This window comes from Enterobacter sp. SCRI0065, assembly GCF_059766475.1.
Genome location: NZ_JCBAJB010000004.1, coordinates 105,853 through 122,181, shown reverse-complemented (window position 1 = coordinate 122,181; position 16,329 = coordinate 105,853). Strand labels below are relative to the sequence as shown.

9 protein-coding genes and 1 tRNA gene are annotated in these 16,329 nt (G+C 46.2%); 3 read left to right on the top strand and 7 right to left on the bottom strand.

The annotated features are described in order from the left end of the window. Positions 1-454 precede the first annotated feature (454 nt). From AC6EMZ_RS13040 to AC6EMZ_RS13030, 3 genes are all read left to right on the top strand, one after another. Complete coding sequence (locus AC6EMZ_RS13040) at positions 455-2,578, top strand: site-specific DNA-methyltransferase (RefSeq protein WP_148850081.1); 2,124 nt, start codon at positions 455-457, stop codon at positions 2,576-2,578. Then, entirely contained in the window at positions 2,575-5,148 is a 2,574-nt protein-coding gene (locus AC6EMZ_RS13035) for a DEAD/DEAH box helicase (protein ID WP_148850082.1), read from the top strand. Before AC6EMZ_RS13040 ends, AC6EMZ_RS13035 begins: the two co-directional genes overlap by 4 nt. 505 nt (positions 5,149-5,653) lie before the next feature. Next, on the top strand, positions 5,654-6,925 hold the full coding sequence (locus AC6EMZ_RS13030) for a phospholipase D family protein (RefSeq protein ID WP_228728730.1): 1,272 nt from the start codon (positions 5,654-5,656) through the stop codon (positions 6,923-6,925). A 283-nt stretch (positions 6,926-7,208) separates the two neighbouring features. Here AC6EMZ_RS13030 and AC6EMZ_RS13025 read toward each other — a convergent pair whose 3' ends face one another. The 7 genes from AC6EMZ_RS13025 to miaE form a co-directional block, all read right to left on the bottom strand. Beyond that, the gene (locus tag AC6EMZ_RS13025) at positions 7,209-8,276 is read right to left on the bottom strand and encodes a putative endonuclease domain-containing protein (RefSeq protein WP_148850083.1); all 1,068 of its coding nucleotides are present in this window, start codon (positions 8,274-8,276) and stop codon (positions 7,209-7,211) included. A gap of 236 nt (positions 8,277-8,512) precedes the next feature. After that, the gene (locus AC6EMZ_RS13020; protein ID WP_148850084.1) at positions 8,513-10,381 is read right to left on the bottom strand and encodes a UvrD-helicase domain-containing protein; all 1,869 of its coding nucleotides are present in this window, start codon (positions 10,379-10,381) and stop codon (positions 8,513-8,515) included. A 2-nt stretch (positions 10,382-10,383) separates the two neighbouring features. Beyond that, positions 10,384-12,780, bottom strand: coding sequence for an AAA family ATPase (locus AC6EMZ_RS13015; protein ID WP_148850085.1), 2,397 nt, complete (start codon positions 12,778-12,780; stop codon positions 10,384-10,386). Between the two features lie 362 nt (positions 12,781-13,142). Next, entirely contained in the window at positions 13,143-14,408 is a 1,266-nt protein-coding gene (locus AC6EMZ_RS13010; RefSeq protein ID WP_200111515.1) for a tyrosine-type recombinase/integrase, read from the bottom strand. A 186-nt stretch (positions 14,409-14,594) separates the two neighbouring features. Then, positions 14,595-14,679, bottom strand: a tRNA-Leu gene (locus AC6EMZ_RS13005). A gap of 106 nt (positions 14,680-14,785) precedes the next feature. Further along, the gene (locus AC6EMZ_RS13000; RefSeq protein ID WP_498402944.1) at positions 14,786-15,517 is read right to left on the bottom strand and encodes a topoisomerase II; all 732 of its coding nucleotides are present in this window, start codon (positions 15,515-15,517) and stop codon (positions 14,786-14,788) included. Between the two features lie 27 nt (positions 15,518-15,544). Further along, a complete protein-coding gene (miaE, locus tag AC6EMZ_RS12995; protein ID WP_498402943.1) occupies positions 15,545-16,303 on the bottom strand; it encodes a tRNA isopentenyl-2-thiomethyl-A-37 hydroxylase MiaE in 759 nt (252 codons plus the stop codon). Positions 16,304-16,329 lie beyond the last annotated feature (26 nt).

Sequence of the window (16,329 nt, the reverse complement as noted above, 5' to 3'; positions counted from 1 at the left end):
CTTGTTGGGAAGATGCCAAACAACAGCTCCACTTAGTCTGTCACATGAGCAACCATGATTTTAACATGAGCATAGTGTGGGCTAAGCGGCCACTTCACTACTGATGGTGTTAATATTTTATTGTTTATTAAATAGTTTTACCCACTCAGAAAATGAAAAAACAAGGGAGAGCCAGTAGGTTCGCCGTATGGGTGGCCGTGCTCAATGGGGGGATATATGTTTGAAATTATTTCGATTGTCTGATGTCACTTAGATAACGAGAACTGGGCTACAGACATGCTGGTATTAACCTGTGAGACTCGGTTTTAGGATCGATGAAGTCGTTGATTAGTGTTAATATTACCGCTAATTTTTCAGCGTTCTGATTCAGTCGATGAATCAACGTATTGGGAGCTCCTACGAGCCAAACGTTTAGAACCTGCAATGCTTAGAATCGATAAGAAAAAAGGAAAATATGTCCAGGCTGACTGATTTAATAGCTAAAGCGAAGGCCAAAGACCCACAGTTGGGCGCTGATCTGGATCGAGAAATCAAGATCCTATCTTCACGACTTCCCTTTGGTCTTAATTTCGAACGACATAGCCCTGAAGTTGTTGAGTTGCCATTGCGGCCTATTCGCAAGGGAGACAAGGTTCGCGTTCTACCGGAGCGTGGCTCCCCTAAGAAAGGCGATCAGCGGCTATGGCAGGTGAAAGCCATCAACAAGGCTAAAAAGACCGCTGATCTCGAGTTGCTGGATGCTGCTGATGTCGAGACTCAGACTGTAGCGCTGAACGATCTTGTTGTTATAGCCGAATTTCGTGACACCATCTGGCCAGGTCTGGTCAGTACGGGAAAAGTACAGCGCGGTGGTGATAAGCCTTTTCACTCGGTCATCAATGGCGAAAACTATCATGTGCTGAAAGCGTTGACCTACACGCATAGAGGCAAGGTGGATGCCATTTATATCGATCCCCCGTATAACTCGGGGGCGAAAGACTGGAAATACAATAACGATTACGTTGAGAAGGACGATTTATATCGCCACAGTAAATGGTTGGCCTTTATGGAACGCCGCTTGTTGGTAGCTAAAGAGTTACTAAATCCTGCCGACTCAGTTCTCATCATCACAATTGATGAGAAAGAATATTTACGACTTGGGCTATTACTCGAACAAGTGTTCCCAGAGGCTAGTATTGAGATGATAACGTCTGTGGTAAATCCCCGTGGTCGTCATCGCCCAGGAAGGTTTGCCCGGTCGGACGAATATGTCTTTTTTGTTCTGTTTGGAAACGCAACAGTTGGACAAGAGTTAGATCCGGACTTTGCCGGAGGCAGCCAAGTTCCATGGAGGACCCTGAGACGAAGTGACGCTGCGTCGGCACGAGGTAAGCCAAAAGGCGGTACGGCTCAATTTTATCCGATCTACGTAAACAGCAATGGAGAAATTGAAGAAATAGGTACACCACTACCGCATGGAATTCCACGTAATACAGTCCCAGAACGTGAAAATTGTGTTGCAGTATTTCCAATACGCGACTCAGGACTTGAAATGAACTGGGGATTAACCTCTTCAGCTCTTAAGGCAATCCACGCTAAAGGCTATGTACGCGTTGGTCGCAGCACGCCTAATAAGCCACAAAAATGGGAAATATCATATCTGACATCTGGCAAAATAGATGATATAGAGGGCGGGCGTGCGACTATTGTTGGGCAAAATTCAGATGGAAGTGTTAAAGCGGAATACATTGCGGATAAGTTGAAGACGCCAACGTCTACTTGGATGAGAATCTCTCACAATGCAGAAACAGGTGGAACAAACCTGCTGAAAGCTCTGTTGCCTGATCGTCGATTTCCTTTCCCAAAATCATTGTATGCTGTTGAAGATGCACTCCGTTTTTTTATTTCAGCAAAAAAAAATGCTGTAGTAGTAGATTTCTTCAGTGGCTCAGGAACAACCGCCCATGCAGTAATGCGTCTGAACAAACAGGATGGTGGTCGCCGCCAGTGCATCTCCGTCACGAACAATGAAGTCGCTGCCAGCGAACAAAAACAGTTGCGTGAACAGGGTTTACGCCCCGGGGACCACGAATGGGAAAAATGGGGGATCTGTGATTACATCACAAAGCCGCGTGTACAGGCCGCTATAACAGGCAAGACACCTGAAGGAGAACCGATTGATGGCGACTATAAGTTTATCGACGAGTTCCCAATGTCTGAAGGGTTCGAGGAAAACGCTGAGTTCTTCACCCTGACCTACGAAGCTGAGAAGTCGGTTAGCCATAACCTGGCCTATGCACGCATTGCGCCGTTGCTGTGGCTACGCGCGGGCGCGCGCGGCAATCGTATTGAAAAACTGCCTGCTGAAGGATGGGTAGTAGCTGATGCTTATGGCCTGCTGTCGGCTGTGGATCAGGCCACACCTTTCATTGAAGCCATTAGCCATGCTAGTGACGTACGGGTAGCCTTTATCGTCACTGACGATGACCGCCACTTCCAGGCTGTCACCAGGCGTCTGCCAAAAGGTGTTGAGCCGGTACGTTTGTACGAATCGTACCTGACCAATTTCAGCTTCACCAGTGGGGAATTAACAGAATGAAGTTCACTCTCAAGGACTACCAGCGCGATGCGGTACGTGATTCGCTGGTGAATCTCAGAAAAGCTCGCCGTTACTGGCATAACGAAAATGACAAGAGTGCCTTCTCTTTAACGGCAGTGACCGGTGCGGGTAAGACCGTCATGGCTGCCGCTGCGTTTGAAGCATTGTTTCATGGTGACGACGAATTTAATTTCGATGCCGATCCTGGCGCGGTAGTGATCTGGTTCAGTGACGATCCTGCACTGAACGAGCAAACTCGCTTTCGCTTGATGGAAGCCAGTGACCGTATCAACTACAACGATATGGTGGTGGTTGAACATCCTTTCAGTCGGCGCAAATTTCAGGCTGGAAAAATCTATTTCCTTAACACGCAGAAGTTTGGCAAAAAAAGCCTGCTGGTGCGCGGGTTTGATGATAAGGGCGGGCTTTTCGAAGCAGCCCCTGATGCACAGGCTTATACGCTGTGGGATACCATCCAGAACACCATCGAAGACCCGGATCTGACACTTTATTTGGTACTGGACGAAGCGCACAGGGGGATGGGTTCGTCTACGACTTCCAGCGAAGCAGCTAAAAGTACCATTGTACAACGGCTCATCAATGGTTCGGCTGGAGTTAAGGGTATTCCAGTAGTGTGGGGTATTTCCGCCACAGTTGAACGTTTCGACAAAGCCATTGCGAATGCTGGTCATCATGTCAAACTGCCGAATGTGATGGTTGACTCGGCTAAAGTGCAGGAATCGGGACTTATCAAGGACGATATCATTCTTGGTGTACCAGATGAAGCCGGTGACTTTGATACCGTGTGGGTACGCCGTGCTGCCGACAGACTCAGGGAAGTGACCGATGCATGGGCAGAGTATGCAAAACAGCAGGAAACTGTGCGCGAAGTAGTGCCGCTGATGGTATTCCAGGTACCCAATACGCCTGACCCGAACGAAGTGGGGCGTTGGCTGGATACGCTATTCTCTCGTTACCCCGAATTGCCCATTGACAGTGTTGCTCATGTTTTCGGTGAACATACCACGCAGCGTTTCGGCCAACACCAAGTACCTTATATTGAACCGCAGCGGGTGCAGGAATCAACTTGGGTGCGTGTACTGATTGCTAAAGATGCTATCAGCACTGGCTGGGATTGCCCGCGTGCCGAAGTGATGGTCTCCTTCCGCGCTGCCAGCGACAGGACGCATATTACGCAATTGTTGGGGCGTATGGTGCGTACTCCACTGGCAAGACGTATTCCGGGTAATGAGCGCTTAAACTCAGTAGAATGCCTGCTGCCCAAGTTTAATACTAATACCGTGAGAGATGTCGTCAATACCTTGTTTAAGGGCGATGATACATCTCCTCCGAGCGGACGCATCCTAGTTAACCCTGTGGAGATGAAACCTAACCCGGCGGCTTCAGCTGCCGTATGGGAAGCATTTGAAGTGCTACCTTCGCAAACCCGACCACAGAAAGGAGCCAGACCCGCCAGACGTCTGACCGCGCTGGCACAGGAACTGGTTGATGACGGCATTCTTGATGGGGCAGTCAGGAAAGTCCATGCTGCTTTGCACGCTGTCCTGGACAAGTTCCAGGCAGAAAATGCTGAAAAAATCAAAAACAAGCGCAATGCAGTGCTCGTTGTAGATGGTAAGGCGGTGGTTGCCAGCCTGAAGAACAAAGCAATGACCTTCAATGAATTCTGGGAGGAGGCGGACGTAGCGGTGATTGATGACGCCTACCGGCGTGCAGCCCGAATCTTCAGCCCGGATGTTTCACGTACCTATGTGGAATATCTGGCCGATAAGGTCGCGGATCGAGAAGAGGATGCAGAGGAGTACCTGGAAGCGATCATGGAAGCTCGTGTAACCGTTGCTGGCCTAGGTCTAGTGGTGGAGGTGCAGGATTACTTCGATGGCGAGGCGGATAAACTGGCGAAGGCATGGCTGGCCGAGTACACACCGCAGATCAAATCATTGAAAGATGAGCGTAAAGAGGCCTATCGTCAAATCGTCGAAATGAGTACCGAACCGCAGGACGTAGATTTAGTTAGGCCAGAAAACAAGTTTGAAATGACCCGGGCTCGTGAAGGAGAGAAGGAAACTGCTCTTCCAACCTGGAAGCACCATCTGTTGTGTGATGAAAGCGGGAACTATCCTGCTCAGTTGAACCATTGGGAAACCACGGTTTTCGAGACCGAAACCAAGCGTGAAGGATTTGCTTTCTGGTATCGTAATCCACAATACACAGGGCAGTCGTCACTAGGCATCGCCTATGTTGAAACCGAACAATACAAAATTGTTCGTCCCGATTTCCTGTTCTTTGCCGAACAGAATAGCGAAGTGGTTGTGGATCTAGTAGATCCACATGGCCTACATCTGGCTGATGCTTTACCCAAACTAAAAGGGCTGGCGTTGTATGCCAAACATCATTCCGATGCTTTCAGACGAATCGAATCCGTCGCCGAAGTGAAGGGTAAATTGCGGGTTTTGGATTTGAAACGGCAGGATGTTCAGGATGCTGTAGCTGCGGCTGAAAATGCAGAATCATTATTTAGCAGCAATCTTGCGGATTATTATCAGTAATCTATTGATTATCAAGAACGGAAATGGCCTTTTACTTATAAAAGGCCATTCTTATAAAATACTATCCTCGGCTCTCCTTCCTCACCAAATAATTTTTCATAAAATTCAATCACATAATCCAATTAATTAGGATTATGGAAGGATACCATTCAGCCTGCATCTACATATCCGCTCACCCCATATGACGGGGCTCCCCACCCCCTAATATGATCGCTGTCGAGGAAAATACAGGCCTCAAATGGGTCAGCACCACCATAACAATTCGAGTTAAGATACGGTGATACGAGCGGATTAAATACATGATAAAGTGTATAAGAATGATTTTGAGATACATTAGCTCATATTTGACCTGACACAGCGATAGCACAGAGTCGGACCCAATTGGCAGTCCGCTTTGTGCCGAGAGCAGAAGTTGCTGATATTGTGTTATCTTAATATGAGAAGCAGCTCAAGATATCTAAAAGTGCATGGTCCGGTTTGCCAGAACATCTACAGGATAATACTGATGGATTTGTATACTAATCGAGTTTCAAAGAATGACTTCATTAAACACGGTATCATCAACCATATTGAAGATGGTATGGATCTTTTTATTGCATCAGCATTTTTTACAGAATCTGATATTATTGATGAATTCCTTGCTAGAGGGTGTCATTTGAGAATCATTGTTCGCCTTGGTTTTCCAACCTCACCTGTGGCACTTGAGAAACTTCTAAATCACGATAACGTAGAAGCTAGATTCTTCACAAGTAATTCTTTTCACCCAAAGCTATACATTTTTGGCGATAAAACAATCTTATTGGGATCCGCTAACCTAACTCGATCTGCCACTTTATCTAACCAAGAGGTTATGGTAGGACTTGACGCTGAAGATCACCGATTCGCTGATCTTCAAGAGCTTTTTGCTGAATATTGGGATGAAGCAGAAGTTCTAACAAAAGATGCTATAAAAAAATATCGCAGCATTTATAGTAAATTCTCACAGGTAAACAGATCTTTGTCAGAAATGGAAAATACTATTACCGATATAATAGGTGATGTGAATTTCTCAAATATCAGCCGTGGCAGCAAGAAAACCACTAATAAATCTATATTTTTGGGCACTTACCAGAAATCTTATCAAGAAGCTGTAACGGCCTTTCGCCGTATTGAAAATGTGTATAATAACCATGAAAGAAAAGTAGATGGAGATTTAATTCCATTACGACTAGAAATTGACTCATTTTTCAGCTTTGTTCGAGATTTTTATGCAACCCAAGATACTTGGAAAGACCAGCCTCTTGGATGGGATGAACAACAAAAATATAGAACTAAAATCCTTATTGATGAATGGTTAACAACGAAATGGGAGCATTTTGAAGATCGAATTGTGCCAGTTAATTATCCTTTAATTAAAGGGGTGTTGGGTTCAAAAGAGTCAATAAAAGCAGCATCAATGGATAATATAGTTGATGCCCTATGTGTTTTACATTCATTCCATGACCGATTCCGATTCTACAAAGGTGGCCTCGAAACATTGAAATCTTCATTCATTGAGTACAATAGTGAAAAACAGGTTAAAAATACTCTGACGTATCTTCTATACGGCACAGGGGATACTATATCGCGCATGGCTGACTGTATTTACGATAGGGAATATAAGTTAAACCATTTTGGTAAATCGAATATTCAGGAACTTATTGGCTGGATAAATAATGAAGAGTTACCTGTAATCAACGGTAGAACAACTAAGGTGTTGAGATACTTTGGAAATAAAATTCGTCAAATAAATGAATAGTTGTGAAAAAATAATTAATGTGAATATCTGAATAAAGAGAATATACTTATTTCAGAACAGCACTGGTAATCAAGTTGTCGATGCCCAGTTTAATCGGAACATCCACAATCAAAGCTTCCGTGTTCTCTATTACAATTAAGTCAACTTCCGTTCCTCGCTCATAGCTGCGGTTAAAATATCTCACATTCAGAATGAGCGGCGACAGTCGCATCCCTGATTAAAGGCCTGAACATTCAGGCCCATCGGCATTATTCAAATCAAACCCAAAAAAATTATTTTTAACTTATAACTCGTTCAAACGGTCCCTGACTCTCATCGCACATGTTATGGGATCTGCCACAATATCCTTACCAAAGATCCTTATGCTAAAAATACCAATTTCTGCTAAGGACTTATCAATACTACTGTCTTTATCAGTAGATTCCTTGGACGAATGATGCTCTTTAGAATCACAAAAAACTGCCAACTTTTTTTCAGGAAAATAGAAGTCAGCATCTGTTATGGCATTCAAGCGTTTACGTGAGCGAGAGTTTTCCCACAATTTATGCAAGCTAGGGATCGTGAGTCCATCTTTAGTAATTATCGTCTGAATTTCAGGTGTTAAGCCTAGGCTGTCCATTGCCTGAAGTAAAAAAAGTTCGATTGGTGAATCACAACCCCATATTTTCCTTGGCTTTATTTTTTTAAATTTCTTGAAGTATCTGTCCTTTCTATATCTTTTGTAATCAGCTTTTATTTGCGCATTATTATCAATGGATTTGATGATTGGAGGTATGACATTATGGTAATTATATTTATCTGACAACAGAAACATGCTATTTACGAAACCAATCATATCTGATTCAATTCCAGAGTAGTCGACATGATTATAAAAATACAATCCAAACGCTCCCTTGAATGGGTTAAATCCATAGTAAAACTTCGGCACTTTAGCATCCATCTCAAGATCCAATTTCTCAATCGAATCCGACTTAAGTGATGTCAACTCGCCTCTTTTGCTTGCTGGGAAAAGTGATATGTTATAAGGTTTGCAATGGATTACCCCATCAATTTCTTTAAAGCCATAAGCATTAATTACTAAAAATATCATTTGAAAGGAATCATCTCTTTTTTTATAAAGCTCAAGGGACTCCTTTGATGGATTGATAGTAATTATGTCACCATATGTATCTAAGTGATCTTTCTCAATCGGCTGTAATCCGAATAAATCTGCTATATCATAACTCAAAAAATCACCAGCCATACCCTCCAAATCAATTTTTACAGGAAGGTTAGGCAAATCTTTATAGAACGGAATATTATAAATCACCTCAGGTCTATTAGATATATTTTCAATTTCGTCTTTATTCATTAAATAAAACCCCAACAAAACCAGCCTTAAATCAAAACAGCGACTAAACTAAAAATTTTAGATACTATACAGTGTAATCCGCTCGCCGTTGTTTATACCTAATGCTATGAGTAATGTCCGCAGATCGAAGCAGACTGTCAGATTTAATTGTGTGCTACAGGTGAAAACGATCAGGTCAAGTTTGAGCTAATACATCTGAGGCCATCCTCATCGTCCTTCACCATACGTGACCCCGTTCACATATGCATAATTTCTTCCTTTACGAACCAACCTGACGTAATTACGGTCCGTTCAACTAAATCGGGCGCTTTAGTGTACGCGACGACAGCGAGGCTCGCCTGTGCCCTGCTGCAGATAACATAAAAAAGGCGGCGCGATCTTTTAGGCGAAGAGTCCCCCCCTGCACTTTCGTTTTCCTGATCCGTTTTAGAGAGCGGTGTGACGCCCAGTAGCTTATCGTAACTGAACATGAATCCACGGGCCTCTTCATCATCCAGAATAGCCATGACTCGGGGAAACTGCAGTCCTTTCACTCCCTGATGAGTGTCGTAGGAAGATGTGGATGAAATATAGCTAATGTAATTTTCCAGTTCACGGGTGGATGCACTCAGAGATCGGCTCCAGGCGTCATGCTCTTTATTGACGTCCACTTCCTCCGTGGATTCATCATCCTTAGGCGATACCTGCTCCAGGTGAAGCAGGAAAGCCTCAGGCAGGATCAGTAATTCCTCTTCATGAATCAGTTTGCACACTTCTAGAATGGGAAAAGCCAAGTTCTCACCAAGAAGCGCTTTTATCTTATCTATCTGGCATTGGGCTTCCCTGAAGAGCATTAGTGGATCGTCCGCACATTCGAGGCGCGAACTCGAAAAAACAGGCGAGTACTTGCGCATGATGGTAGCAATTTTAAAATCATCATCACTGCGTATTGCATCAATAAGCGGCCATAGTTGTGAGGATAGGAATGTTATCTCTTGGCTATCCCCATTGATTGCTGCATCACCCAATCTTTCAACCTCTAGAAGGGGCAAAAAGAAGTTTTCGAATTCACCGCGTCTGGCAGCCATATGGTGCTCAAGCGTCAGTACCATGACTGATTTTTTGTTATTCCATGCAATATCAGCCGCCTGCTCAGCCATATGTTCAGCAACCTGACGCTCAATATCGGCTCTTTCCTTGTGGGTGTTCATGTCGACCACAAACAAGCGTGCGATTCCTGGCTGGGCGTCAGGGCCCGGTTCCTGAATATGTGTGTCATTATATTGCCTGATATTATTGATCAAGTTGACAATTCTTACCGGCGAGCGGTGGTTAATCTTTAACTCCGGTGATTCCCATCCTGGGGGCAAAGGAGAAGCCAAATCAGATTTTCCCCCACTGAATATCTGCTGCATCATATCGCCGAACAGCCCAATGCAGAATTTGGTGGGATGCTCCTGCTGCGTCATGATAAGCGACTCAATAAGATATTTATTCGTGTCCTGGCTTTCATCAATCAAAAGTACTGGGAATCTGCTAAATAAAATCTCTCTGAGCAGCGCTTCATTCTGGAGGAGATATGCGGTGACATTTATCACTTCACTATGATTTAACGCGCCTTTTTCATGCCTGTTACTTGTAGGGGAATAGCTGAATTTTTGAATTTTATCGAGGTGTTGCAGCCGTTTCGTTTTGCTGGCTAAACTCCGCCTGTTCCTTTGCGCCGTAATACCATCAGGTTTTCTGCTTTTTTCAATGTCGCGGTTGAGTTGGTCAATACTCTTCTCGAGTTCATTTTTAAGCCATAGCTTTATGTCTGATGTAAATGGGTTGATCAAGTCCCAGCAAAAACTGTGTATGGTTGAAACCATGAAATTGGCATCAAAAAATAACCGTCGTTGTACTTCCTCGCAGGCTGCATTTGTAAACGTAATTATGCCTATTCTTTTTCCGGATCTAGACAGTTCCGAAGAATACCTTTGTTTCATTTTCTCTAGCACGCTGACCAGCGTACGGGTTTTTCCAGATCCCGCACCTGCAAAAAGCAGAAAACTTCTAGGATTGTCCAGATCAAGATAACTGAAAAGCTGTTCTACTGCAGATTCGTTCGCGGATGGTGTCTCCATGATTATTCCCCCTCCGAAACAGAGGTGACTTTCGGCACTTCCGGCGTAAGGTCTCTACTCGCCACTTCCAGCTCTTTTTTAAGCCAGTCAAGTCCCTCCTGGATATATTTAGGCGCGGCGAGTTGAGCGGGGTCAGCACAGTACAGTAAATCGAGTGCCATCTCGGCTTTGTCATCTTTGAGCGCTAAATAGAGTTTTTCACAGCACTGTTCAAGCGTATCGAGTTTAAGAGCATCCTGCATTTTCTTCATCATTCCGGTAGGTTTTTCTATTTTTTTGAATAACTCGGGATTCGTCAATGCAATAGCGTCTTCAAATGTGTACGGAAAAGCTTCGGCTTCCTCCTCTTTTCCGAATTTAATGGGAATACCGTATTGAAATGCAATCCTGACCTTACCGCGAATTTTCTCATGCTCCGGCATTCTAAGGACCGTATCCAGCCCCCCCTCAACGTCGAGCCAAATTTTGATGGTATGGCTGCCAGTAATGTATCCCTTGCCAAATTCAGGCCTGATGGCTTTGGGTTTAGTACCTGAGCTACCTTTTTGGTCATCTGCCGGTAATTTAAGGGGAGGTTTTTGAGCATCCGTATCAGTAATGACAAGGGTAGGAATTCCGAGTATGTCAATCAATGCCCTCAGCCGGTGAGCATGGGCTCCTCCTACCTCCAAAATCGAGATGTAACTGTTGTCCAGGCTTGTATTAGCGTTGGGATTATTACGAATAAAATGCGGCATCAGGATACGTTCTGCCGCCCCCTCGACTAGAATTATCCCGTTCGCAAAAAAGAGATCGCAGTGTGTGGTTTTGAGATAGCGAGCCACGAACTGAGCCGTTTGTAAGACATCATCCGAGCGGATTTTACCGCTGCCAAAAGTACAGGACAGATCAATAACGTCCGCAGTCGGCACGTCATGCGGACCTGTAGCGGGTTTACGTTTGAAGTACCTTAGCTTTTCGAATCCCACTTCATGTGCAAGGTAGCTTGAATGTGTGCTGACCACCAGTTGGCTCGAGAACCTCTTGGATGTCCGCAAATCGTCATGATTGCGTAGCACCGAATAAGCTTTTTTGATAAACACCTGCTGAACCTGGGCATGCAGGTGAGCTTCCGGCTCTTCAATCAGAATGAGGTGAAGAGGCTCAACAAAGACATCTTCCTCTGGCTTTCTTAGGCCGGCTTTACCGACGCGCATCCATTGATCCCTGAAGCTCATCATTGTAAAGACCATGGATATCAGATTTTTGTAACCAAGCCCGTTATATTTCTCTGACAGACTCATCAGCGGCCCCCCTGCAGCGTGGCTGGTTTTCTGGATCTCAAAGAGAATGGCCGCTTCGTGGTCCAGATTATCGATCGGATTAACCCTGCTCGATAATCTGATATGGGGATCGCTAAACCCCGGATACCCCAGCGTCTCTATCTCTTTCAAGGGTTTGTTAAACACCTTGTTGAGTCTTCCATCAAAGGAGTGTTGAGCATAGGCGATGGCTTCGAGAGCATCTAAATCTTCGTCACAAGGAAGGTCGGTAGGGTTTAAATGCCGGTTGTAGTACTGGTTAATCTGGCTCGCCAGATTAGAGGTACCATGCTGAGAGCCGGTTGCCACATAGGGATCTGAAAATCCACGGGTAGCATCAATGATATCGACTTTGAACAGTCCATTGAAAGGATAAAAATCCAGTGGAATTTGCCCCTCGACAAGAACTTGTGGCAGGAATTTACTTCCTTGGTCCGTGATAAGTTTTGCAGGATCTAGGATGTAAGATTTTATCTCAAAAGCTTTAGATACCTCTCTTTCAAGGTATTCACGCAATGATCCCGGCCAGACTGAAAATTTGAAATCACTGAGCTCAGATGCTGAACCACCTAGAGCTTTTTCGGCGTTTTTTTCTGCCGTGATTTTAAGCTGCTCAGCGGCCTTAAAGTGGGCAATAAAGTCTGCTTTTAGGGCATCAAGATCTTTGGGTTGATAAATCATCCGGATGCCTAACAGTCCGCCATCCCATTTTAATGTCGGTATTAGGTGCCGTACCCGATGGACTTCATTTTTCTCGACTTTTAACCAGACATCCAGCGTTGGGCATAAGGGCTGCCAGTCACTGATTTTTTCGCCAACCTCTTCGGCGTTCGCCCATGCTTGACCAAATTGATTAAGCTGATGCCAATTTGATAGGGTGAAATCGGCTGCGCCTAATTTTCGTGAAGACGGAGATTTACCCGATGCGATGCTCGCAGCCGTTCTTCCTCGTTGATCCAGAAAGAAAATAAGCGCATCCATTGCTGACGTCTTGCCGCTGTTATTTGCCCCAACGAGCAGTGTTTCTTCCCCAGTAAGACGAATTCTGCAAGTTTTAAGCTTTCTGTAGTTCTGGATATCAATATATTCAATTTTCATCTGGCTTCCTTTCCTAAGTAATGCCGAGATGCATCCTAAATGTCATGATCGGCCTATTTGATAAGGTGATGATTTTAGGGCTGCGCAGAGAACAACAGCAGCGATTACTTTAATGTTGTATTTATTTTAAATGTTGCTGTCTAGCGGATTATCCGTTCTTCCTAGCATAGTTTTATCCAGATCAGTATTCTTGGCGTCAAGACAATGTTTGCCCCCGGCCCTTCAGCTCTCTGGCAAGCAGTGTTGTCAACTCAACTCCGTTAACTGGCAAGCAGGTAAGCCCTGCCAAACTGACGCATTTCGGGCCATACGGCTTGGGTTAATAGCGAACATAAATCTACAACTGGTTTACCGCCAGCGCATCAATTGCCCCTACCGCGATTGATCTTTGCATAGTCAAACGGCGTAATCCCATTCTCCCGGTTAGCATCCAGAAAATCAGCCCACCATTGCAGCATCAGCTTACGTTCATCGATAAATTCCGCCTTATGAATATATGCCGCACGCACTGAATTACGTTCCATATGGCTCATCTGACGTTCGACCGCATCCTTGGACCATAGACCTGACTCAATCAATGAACTACAGGCCATAGTACGGAAACCGTGACCGCAAACCTCAACTTTCGTGTCATAGCCCATCACACGTAGCGCACTGTTTACTGTGTTCTCACTCATTGGCTTACGCGGATCATGATCGCCAATAAAAATCAGCTCATGTTCGCCACAGAACTGTTTTATCTGTTTCAGGATCGCCAGCGCCTGCTTTGAAAGCGGCACCAGATGGGGGGTGCGCATTTTTGATCCCCGGTGAGAATGTTTCACGCCGGGAATAGGTTCTCGTTCAGGCGGGATCGTCCACATTGATGCTTCAAAATCGATCTCCGCCCAGCGAGCAAAACGCAGCTCACTGGAACGAATAAAGATAAGCAGAGTGAGCTCCGTTGCCCAACGGGTGAGTGGTCTGCCAGTATAGCCATCGATTTTCTGTAGTAACTCTGGGATTCGCTTTAACTCCAGTGCTGGACGATGTTGCCTATTACCAGAAGCAATCGCCCCTGCCATCTCCTGCGCGGGGTTATAATCAATTAGCCCGCTCTGCACTGCGTAACGCATGATAGCTGTGGCACGCTGTTGGAGGCGGGCTGCAACCTCAAGACGTCCAGACATCTCCACGGCCTTAATTGGTGCTAATAAATCGCGAGTTTTTAACTCAGTAATATTACGTTCACCAATCGGTGCGAAGAGATTATCTTCCAGGCTTTTTAGCACACGATGGGCGTGATCTTCAGACCACTTTTTATTGGTGCCATGCCACTCGATCGCCACCTCTTTGAAGGTTCGTGCTTTACTCTGTTCAACCTTATCATTTTTCTTTTTGTCTCCCGGATCGACGCCATTCGCTAGCAGCTTACGCGCTTCGTCACGACGTGCTCTGGCATCCGCCAGTGTGATTTCAGGATAAACCCCCAGTGCCAGCATCTTTTGCTTGCCGTCAAAACGGTACTGCAAACGCCAGTACTTAGAACCATTAGGGTGGACAAGAAGATGCATACCACTGCCATCAGTCAGCTTGTATTGCTTATCCGTTGGCTTGGCTGTTCTGACTTTGATATCTGTTAACGCCATGCTTATCCCCTCCCTGTTGGTACAAGCATTATCGAACCGGAAATACCATCATCTGTACCAACATGTGTTGGTAGATGTACGTTGATGTCGGTTGACCTTGTGAGAGTTAATATAGCGGGAAAGGTAGATAAATACTGGATTTCAGGCACAAAAAAAGACGTCCGTTGACGTCTATTGATGTTCCGATGGTGCCGAAGGCCGGACTCGAACCGGCACGTATTTCTACGGTTGATTTTGAATCAACTGCGTCTACCGATTTCGCCACTTCGGCACTGAAGGGTATGCGGAAAACGTTGTGAATTATACCTGTCGCGCGCCGCCTTGCAAGGGGCAGCGCGCTAAACCTGTGCTAAGTGTCCAAAAAATCAGCGCTATGGCTATTCCAGCTCAGAAACCGCGAGCCGAATTACCCCGGCGGCGCGTTGTTCGGGTAGCGTCAGCACCTTGGCCCACATCGCCTGCACCATATCGCACGACACCTTCTCTTTGCCTGCTGCCTTGTTGGGGGCCTGTAGCAACTGGATGTCGTCGCCGTACTTCGCGGCCAGCTCCTTCATAATTGGGCGCACGTCGGCGACGGCATTCTCACGCTCCTGCGCCGTCACGGTGTGTTTGTTGTTGCCGTAGGCGGCGCGCATCATGTCGGCGTCGGCCTGCATGCGGCGCTGCATCATCGTCTTATCCAGCACGCGCATCGGGTTGATGCCGCCCCTTACGTCAGGATACAGAAAGCGAAAACAGGCGTCGTCACTCACCTTCTGGATGGCGGCGGTCTGCTCCATGTTGGCGCGCATATAATCCACCACGTTCGCATCTGGCGCGGTTTGCAGGCGCGACATCTGTAGATGCAAAATCTGCGGCTGGATCACGTCGATAATTTGCTGTTCGGAATTACCCTCTTTCTGCATTTCTAGGATCTGGGCGCGGATACGTTGTTGAAATGCGGGGTCTTGCTCTTTCAACACCTGCCAGGCCGGCATGCTGTTGAGCGTGGTGTCGAGGTGATGTTCAGGCGTCTGCTGCATCCTTTGTTTGTCGTAATAGACCCAGCACGCTACGGCAGCGGCCAGTACGGCAACAATAACAATCGGTTTCCAGGCTCTTTTCATCGTCTCGCATCCTTTTGCAATCACAGGTTACATCGGCACGCCGCTATGAAAGCGAAACTCGTTATCCGGCGTTGAGATAAGTGTGGCTTCAATTTCGCCAAAAAGCTGTATACGGGAAGAGATATCGTTGTCGCTCACCTGTTGGGCAAGTGTCAGATAGTCCTGATAATGCCGCGCTTCCGAGCGTAGCAGCGAGAGATAGAATTTCTGCAAATCATCGTCGAGGAACGGGGCCAGCGCGGCGAAACGCTCGCAGGAGCGGGCTTCGATATACGCGCCGCAAATCAGCTTGTCGATAAGCGTCAGCGGTTCGTGGGTACGCACTTCTTTCAACATGCCTTTGGCGTAGCGGCTGGCAGTGATTTTGACGTACGGGATCTGGCGCGTCAGCATCACCTCGCGCACCTGCCAAAAGTGGTGCAGCTCTTCTTTAATCAGCAGCACCATGCTGTCGATAAGCGCCTGGCCCCACGGATCGTCGGTTTTTGGCATCACGCTTTTGCCAATTTGTCGGTGCAGGGCGACGAAATCAGGTTCCGGGCCATCGCGGAAGGTGAAAGATTCGTAAGGTTTTAGCCATTCGAGCAGCGCGTCGGCACCGCGTTTATCGGCAACGTATTTACGCACCAGCAGCAGCGCGGTCTGTGCAGCCTTGAGCTCACACACCATATGGTCGGTGAGCAATAGCGGCAGGTTTGCCGGATCTCGGGCTTTATCAATCCACGCTTGCGGGGTCGGACACTGGAGGAAGGAAAGAACAGGGGCGAGTATCTGCGGGTAGTCCATTTTTCAGCCTTGAAAAAGCGGTGGCA